The organism is Runella sp. (assembly GCF_027484545.1).
In the GTDB taxonomy this organism is placed as follows: domain Bacteria; phylum Bacteroidota; class Bacteroidia; order Cytophagales; family Spirosomataceae; genus Runella.
This window is the reverse complement of record NZ_JAIXST010000080.1, coordinates 1-7,214: the sequence shown is the minus strand read 5'-3', so window position 1 is coordinate 7,214 and position 7,214 is coordinate 1. Positions and strand designations below refer to the sequence as shown.

The 7,214-nt window shown below is 45.6% G+C and carries 6 protein-coding genes; 2 read left to right on the top strand and 4 right to left on the bottom strand.

Features of this window, described 5'->3' with window-relative positions:
* Positions 1-96: 96 nt before the first annotated feature.
* The 4 genes from Q0081_RS07370 to Q0081_RS07355 all read right to left on the bottom strand — a co-directional run bounded on the left by Q0081_RS07370 (position 97) and on the right by Q0081_RS07355 (position 5,007).
* Entirely contained in the window at positions 97-306 is a 210-nt protein-coding gene (locus Q0081_RS07370; RefSeq protein WP_298350858.1) for a hypothetical protein, read from the bottom strand.
* 13 nt (positions 307-319) lie between these two features.
* Positions 320-1,765, bottom strand: a complete 1,446-nt coding sequence (locus tag Q0081_RS07365; protein WP_298350856.1) for an NADH:flavin oxidoreductase — start codon at positions 1,763-1,765, stop codon at positions 320-322.
* Positions 1,766-1,831: 66 nt separating this feature from the next.
* Positions 1,832-3,268: a glycosyl hydrolase gene (locus Q0081_RS07360; protein ID WP_298350853.1), complete on the bottom strand. Its 1,437-nt coding sequence runs from the start codon at positions 3,266-3,268 to the stop codon at positions 1,832-1,834.
* A 77-nt stretch (positions 3,269-3,345) separates the two neighbouring features.
* Positions 3,346-5,007 carry an FAD-dependent oxidoreductase gene (locus Q0081_RS07355; RefSeq protein WP_298350851.1) on the bottom strand — a complete coding sequence of 554 codons (1,662 nt, stop codon included), beginning with the start codon at positions 5,005-5,007 and terminating at the stop codon, positions 3,346-3,348.
* A 155-nt stretch (positions 5,008-5,162) separates the two neighbouring features.
* Here Q0081_RS07355 and Q0081_RS07350 point away from each other — a divergent pair, with 155 nt between their 5' ends.
* Both Q0081_RS07350 and Q0081_RS07345 read left to right on the top strand, forming a co-directional pair.
* The gene (locus Q0081_RS07350) at positions 5,163-6,035 is read left to right on the top strand and encodes a ThuA domain-containing protein (RefSeq protein WP_298350848.1); all 873 of its coding nucleotides are present in this window, start codon (positions 5,163-5,165) and stop codon (positions 6,033-6,035) included.
* A gap of 10 nt (positions 6,036-6,045) precedes the next feature.
* A complete protein-coding gene (locus tag Q0081_RS07345) occupies positions 6,046-6,906 on the top strand; it encodes an alpha/beta hydrolase (RefSeq protein WP_298350847.1) in 861 nt (286 codons plus the stop codon).
* The last annotated feature ends 308 nt before the right edge of the window (positions 6,907-7,214 follow it).

Sequence of the window (7,214 nt, the reverse complement as noted above, 5' to 3'; positions counted from 1 at the left end):
GGTAAACAGGCTCAAAAATATCAAGCGTCAGATGTATGGAAGAGCGAGTTTTGAGTTGCTCCGCAAAAGAGTCATCCTGATGGGAAACCCCGACTTTCACCAAATGTGACGATGAACCAACAAATCGCCCAATTTATCAGTAATTGACCAACCAAACGCCACGGCATTGTAATTGTCATAGATCAGTTCATTGGCTTCGGGGTACAAATCCCAAACAAATTCCCGCAACCAAAACACTTTCTCTCGAATGCTTTCATCAAAAACACTAAGAAATGTGTTTAAATCTTCTGTGTTTTCTTTTGCCATATTATCAAAATAGTTACAAACTCTCCTTAATCGCCTTCAACTCCTCCGCTTCAGGGCGTTTTTTATAGAACGGGTCTAACGGGTAACAACCTGAAATGATGCCATTTCTGGGTGCAGTGGTGCAATCGGAAAACGTTCGGCAAATCAGATTTCGCGTCATGGTGCGGCCATTCATCATGTCGTCGGGCATGGTAGGATACGACAACACCATGCGTCCAAAACCTACGCTGTCGGCCATACCAGTGCGCAATACATATTGAGCGACATTGGGAAGCCACTCCTGCAAATAGGAGTATCCAGAACCAATAATAACCAATTCCGGAAAATCCTTTTTCAACTCGGCAGTTACATCAATTTGACGTTTTACACCATTAAACGGCTCTTCGGGCGGTTGATAGCCGTCTGAAGGAGGAAACAAGGCAGGACGCATCAAATGCGGATTATAGTAAGGGCTTCCGCCGGTGATGCAAATCATTTGAATTCCAAGGCTTTGCGCCAGTCCCAAAAATGCTTTTGGCTCCTCTAAATCAACTCCCAATCCGTCTTCCCGTCCCCCGAAAGCATAGGGATAGGTTTCTGCTTTTTCGGGTTCGCCCTGTTCATTCAGGCCTTTTTTGAACGGTAAAAAGTCGAACGCACTTACCCGAATGCCCATTTCCAAGCCGAGCGCGGCTTGTTCAATCCCCGCTACGATGTTGCGTAAATAACGCGTACGGTTTTCAAAACTACCGCCGTATTTACCGGGTCGGTCCACGGCACTCAGAAATTCATGCCCTAAATAGCCGTGACAATGTTTGATATCTACAAAATCAAAACCTGCTTTTTGCGCCAAAACAGCCGCCTTAACATACAGTTCAATAATTTCATCAATTTCTTCGTCGGTCAGCACAGGGTAATCGGCTTCCATGCCAAATTTTTGATTCAGGAACGGATGTGAATATAGAATCTTAGACTCAAATTTCTTGTGACTGTTGGGCTTACAAAAACGCCCCGAATGCGTCAGTTGCAAACCAATGACCAAGCCGTCAGTAGAGCCGAATTTCTCAGTATGTTTATCCAAAATCAATTGACGGAGGTTGACAAACTCTTCAAAGTTGTCTTCATTCATCACTAACTGATTGGGATTGGCTTTCCCTTCGTGACATACTGCCACCGCTTCGCAGCCAAATAGCAGCTTAGCCCCACTCACGGCAAATTTCACCCAGCGGTTTTTGGTAAATTCGGTAGGTTTTCCGTCCAAAGTTCCATCCCACCCTTCCATGGGTAAAATGCAAAGACTGTTGCCAATGGTTTTACCTGATTTTAAAGGGATTGCGGTATTGAAAGGACTTTCCGCCGGCGGCAATAACGTTTCATCAAACGACAAATCAATGCCATTCGACTCCAAATGCTTTTTAAGATCCGCCGCCGTTTTGAGTTGCGCTACTCGGGTATATTTTGGTTTGTATTTAGTAGACATTAAAGCAATGATGAATGAGTGAATGAGTGATTTACGGGGCCGCCCGTGCGGTTAATGACTTATCATTTACTTTACACAATTTAAAAATGCGTAATAAGGCTCGTTGTTGATCATTCTTTGTACATACAGCGCTGCTTCGCGAATGTGATAATCGCCCCACATACTTGATTCGCCATACGCAATTTTACTGCCTTCCGGTACATAATCCCAACCGTTGGGTTGGTGGTAAATGGAATGCAGCAAAAGCCCTTGGTGATTGGGGTCAGTACTTAAATAAGGCTCTTCTAATAAAGAGTCCAAAACTGTTAAACCTGTTTGCCAGTATCTCTTTCCTTCATTAACCTCACCCCCAACCCCTCTCCTTTCAGGATGAGGGGAGCTTTTTTCTCTATCCATTAAATATTTACCTAAACGTAACAACCCCTGCACTCCGATGGCGGCCGCAGAACTGTCGACGGGTTCAAAATCATTAAATGGGTCGGCTGGTTTGTCAAGATAATCGCCTAATTTATACAAGTTTGGCGCGCCGGTATCCCAGTAAGGAACGCCGTTGATGGGTGTATGCTCGATGTAAAAATCGCAGGTAGCACGGGCCGCTTTGAGCATCATGGATTCAATAGCTTCACGCCCGCCGAAAGGCATTAATTCTGCATCCGAAAAGCTTTCCAATGCTTCCAACTGCTCCGGAAAACCGCACATGGCCCACGCCAAACCGCGCGTCCAAGTACTGAAACCGGTATATCCCTGTTGCGAATTGGGACAACGAAAGTTACCGTCTTTGACGTTAAAAATACTTTCGTGGGCAGTACGTCCCCACATATCGTACGAATCGCGGCCTTCGCCGTAAAATACCGAAAAGTCGGCAGTCGCTTTGATGTGCAGTAAGGCGCGTTCGAGCAGATTGATTTTCACGTCTCCCTCGCCCTGAAAAACGTGTCCTAATTGATGACTGACTACTAAGGCCCGACAAGAGCGAATGGTATCGACAAACAAAGAATGAGCGCCGTTGAAAGAATGAATGTATCCACCCGGTCCGCCGTCGCGGTTTTTAATGCCTGTCCAGCGACTTGCCTGCACCGCTCCCGAAATTTTGAGGGCTAATTCGTAGAAATTCTTTCCCCACTCATTGAACTCAATTTTTCCTTCGTGCATCAGGCGAAGCAAATTCCCGTAGGTGCTGACGTTGTTGAATCCGTGGTCGTGCACGCCAATGTGGCTCACATGCGGAGCCATGACGGCGAGGGTATTTTTGCGTCCATATTCCAGAAAATCAGTTTCTCCAGTGGCGTCAAACTGCAAAATAGCCGAGCCAAATTGAAAACCCTGCGTCCATTCGGTCCAGCCGCGGGTGCTGTATTTTCCCTGTACGGTAAAAACGGGAGAGCCTTTGGAAACGTCGTAGTTGTGTTCAATCAAACGGATTTTCTGAGCCGAAAGCTCCCAAAACCGCTGCAATTTAGCCGATAAATCAGAGGGCGTAAGGGTGGGGTTAATTTGAATCATTCGAAATGTCAAGCGGTTTTATAGTAGCCATAAAACGTGTTTTTCGTTAAAATCTACTTTGTTTCTGCCAAATTCAACTACCACTCCAAACGTTGTTTCTCTTTCAAAAGCACAGCCTGGAGTTTTTCGTAAGGAAGTTTTTGAGGACTTACCTTATTTTCAATAGACAAGACAGCCGCCGCAGCAGCCGATTGCCCCAAAATCATGAATACCGGCTCCATCCGGATGGAGCCGTAAGCGATGTGTGAGCTTGATAAACAAACAGGAACAAGCAAGTTTTTACACTCATTTTCTTTCGGCAAAATAGCCCCGTATGCAATCGAATAAGGTTTATCGGGATGAACGCCGATGTCTCCTTCATTTTGTACAAAGCCGTCCTTTTTTACGTAGCGCTGGGCATTGTGAGAGTCTAGTGAATAGGAACCCATCCCCACCGAATTGGGCACTTTGGTTTTACCCAACGCATCGGCTTCGGTCATCACAAATTCGCCTTTCATACGCCGGGCTTCGCGAATGTACAGTTGATGCGGCCAGTTATTATTGTCTGTAAATTCATCTTTGGGCAAGCCCCATTGCTGCATTTGTTGGTGTACATCAGCCGGGATACTGGGGTCGTTTTGCAAAAAATACAGTAAGCCTTTTTGGTACAACGCATGGTCTTTGATGATTTCTTTCCTTCGCTCGTAAGTAGCTTCGGGATAATCATAATTTTTGCCAATATAATCGGTGCTGAACGGCCCGTGGTTATTGGTGTCGGTTTTGCGGTTGGGAATAGGGTCGTATTTATCAAACGTTTCCCGCCAACCCGTAGCAAAAACCCGAGCAACCAACTCATACCGGGCAGCATCGTAGCCTACAGGTTTTGAAAACGAAATCCGATTGTCGGGGTGATTGCTGAGGCACATCCGAAAACAATACGCCTGTAATTTTTTATCACCCGAACCTTTCTCTCCCGGTTCTTCCGCCGAAATTTCGGGCAAGAGTCCACTTTTGGGGTCGCCGGCTATTTTATACGGACTTACCGGCTTTTTAAAATAATGCCCGTGCTGAAAAACTTCGGTTTGTACGCCGTTCCATTTTTCTCCGTACACACTGTTGGCCTCCCGCCCCACGTGATAACTCACTCCTGCGGCGGCCATGAGGTCACCTTCGTACGTGGCATCAATAAACATTTTTCCTTGGTACACATTGCCACTCAAGGTTCGGAAAGATGTGATGGCTCCCGCATTTTTCACCACTCCTTTGGCCGAACGGTCGAGCCATTCGTTGCGATACACCGTTAGTTTATTCTCTTTCACAAAATCCTCAAATACCTGCTCGGCCGCGTGAGGTTCAAAAATCCACATCGTACGGTTGGTTCCGTCAATAGCGGGAGTTCCCTGGCCTTTGTTGCCGTATTCTTCTTTTTTCTGCCATTTCCAGGAAGCTTCTTTTTGATAATGTGCGTAAAGGCGTTGATAAAACTCGCGCGATAATCCGCCAATTACTTCTTTGTTTCCCGTATCGGTAAATCCCAAACCGCCCGCTGACAATCCTCCCAAGTGCTTGTCGGGTGAGACAATAATGACCGTTTTTCCCATTTTTTTCACCTGCACCGCTGCCGTGATGGCTGCGCAGGTACCTCCGTAAATGATTACGTCGGCGTTGTAGGTTTGGGTAGGGCGTGTTTTTAGAAAAGTGTGGCTTGGCAAAAAAAGACCAAAGGCAATCAGTACAATAAAGACACCGTAGTTTTTCATGATCAAAGTTTAAGGTTACTTAATCGGTAAAAGGAAGGGCCGTATGGATTATAATGCTCAATTCCTAATCGGCGTAGCAGTAAATCCGACCAAGGCGCTGACTTTACGAATTACTGTTTCTTTATCAAAACAATAGTTTCCTTAATCTGTCTTTTATGAAAAAAATTATCTTCCTATTCGCCTTACAACTTGTCGTGCTTCTCGTAAGCAAAGTACAGGCGCATTCCGGTGCTAAAGCTAAAAAGCCCCTCATTGTCTTTGTGTGTGGTGACCATGAGTACAGCGGCGAACAAACCCTTCCGCTATTAGCGGCAGAATTAGAAAAAAACTACGGTTTTCGCACCAAAATACTCAAATCGTATCCCGACCAAAACGCTGAAAAAAACATTCCTGGCTTAGAAGCCTTGGAGGAAGCCGATTTAGCGGTTTTCTTTTTACGCTGGCGTCAACTTCCTGCCGACCAACTCGCTCACATTGATAAATACATGCGTTCGGGCAAACCGATGATCGGTTTCCGTACCACCACGCACTCGTTCAATTTCCCCAAAGGCCACGAATCCGAAAAATGGAATGCATTTGCAGAATTGGCCTTCGGAGCGCCTCCGGGCTGGGGCGGCAAAGCCAACCACACCCATTACGGTCACGAAAGTACCACCGATGTGTCTATCATTCCTGCGGCCGCTGCCAATCCTATTTTGACGGGCGTTGCCCCTACTTTTCACGTTGCTTCATGGTTGTATAAAGTGCAACCCGATTATCCAGCGGCGGGCGCTCAGTGGTTATTAATGGGAAAATCCGTGAATCCCAACAATCCCAAAGCCATCGAAAATCCCGTGGCGTGGACGTGGAAAAACAGTTTTGGCGGCAAAGTTTTTATGACTACCATGGGCCACCCCGAAGATTTTGCGGTAGAGTCGTTTCAGCGATTGGTTATCAACGCCATTCATCGGGAATTGGGCAAGAAAATCCCTAAAAAGTGGAAAGGCAAAGTGGATATTAATGTGCCCTATCGGGGGATAAAACCCTAACCCATAGAAAATGAGAATTATCTCTTTATTTGTTGTGCTTTCGTTTCTTTCGTTCTCTATGCAAGCCCAAAAAGACACAATAGGTGTGAAAGACATTGTGTATGCCGAAGCCGACGGAAAAAAGCTTCAACTGGATATTTATAAGCTCAAAGAGCAAAAAGAACCTTATTTGATCGTTTGGATTCATGGCGGGGCGTGGCATTCGGGAAGCAAAGAAAAACCGCCTTTGGGGATGTTGGAACACGGCTACGCCTTGGCAAGTGTTGATTTTCGGGCAAGTACCGAAAAAGCCTTTCCCGGACCAATTCATGACATTAAAGCCTCCATCCGTTTTTTACGAGCCAACGCCGCCAAATATGGTTACAAAGCCGATAAAATCATTATTTGGGGCGCTTCTTCGGGCGGGCATTTAGCAGCCTTGGTTGCGACTACCAACAACAATCCAACGTTGGAAGGTACCCTTGGAAGTTACACCTCTACCTCGTCTTCAGTACAGGCCTGCATTGATTTCTTTGGCCCCACCAATTTTTTGACCATCCTCACACAATCCACTCCTCACGGTTTGAATGTGCGTTTGCCGGCCTTGGCGATTTTGTTGGGCAAACCCGTAGAACAGGTGCCTGAATTGGCCAAACTCGCCAGCCCGGTCTATCAGGTAAATGCCGGCGCTCCTCCTCTCTTTATCGTTCACGGCGAGCAGGACATCCAAGTGCCCATCAATCAATCCATCGAATTGATGAGTGTGTACAAAAGCAAAAACCTACCTGTTCAGATTGAATTTATTCCCAACGCAGGGCATTCCAGCCAGGCGTATGCGAAGAAAGAATTGATGAATAAAATGGCGGCTTTTTTGAAGGGGGTGGGGTTTTGAGTAGTAGATAGACTCCACAATCAATGTATATCAATCATTTGTTTTTAGCTATAAAAAAATCCTATATTGCTCCCCTAATTATTAACTCTTAATCTAAATGAAAAATAAATACGTTGATTTCATTTCTGATGAGCATTTGCTTTACTGCGTGGGAAATCTCTACAAATCTTATTTGAAAGCTAAAAATAATAGGTACTGGAACACTAAGTTATGGCAATCATTAAAGGTCTCATCATGAGCACTTCTTCGAGCGAATAGATACGTTTTGTCAAGCCTTGTTTCATAGCAGGCGATATTTTTTTGTATTT

Excerpts from the sequence above, each read along its gene's own strand:
- Q0081_RS07365 (WP_298350856.1), bottom strand. The coding sequence starts at position 1,765 with ATGTCTACTAAATACAAACCAAAATATACCCGAGTAGCGCAACTCAAA.
- Q0081_RS07370 (WP_298350858.1), bottom strand. The coding sequence starts at position 306 with ATGGCAAAAGAAAACACAGAAGATTTAAACACATTTCTTAGTGTTTTT.
- Q0081_RS07350 (WP_298350848.1), top strand. The coding sequence starts at position 5,163 with ATGAAAAAAATTATCTTCCTATTCGCCTTACAACTTGTCGTGCTTCTC.
- Q0081_RS07355 (WP_298350851.1), bottom strand. The coding sequence starts at position 5,007 with ATGAAAAACTACGGTGTCTTTATTGTACTGATTGCCTTTGGTCTTTTT.
- Q0081_RS07360 (WP_298350853.1), bottom strand. The coding sequence starts at position 3,268 with ATGATTCAAATTAACCCCACCCTTACGCCCTCTGATTTATCGGCTAAA.
- Q0081_RS07345 (WP_298350847.1), top strand. The coding sequence starts at position 6,046 with ATGAGAATTATCTCTTTATTTGTTGTGCTTTCGTTTCTTTCGTTCTCT.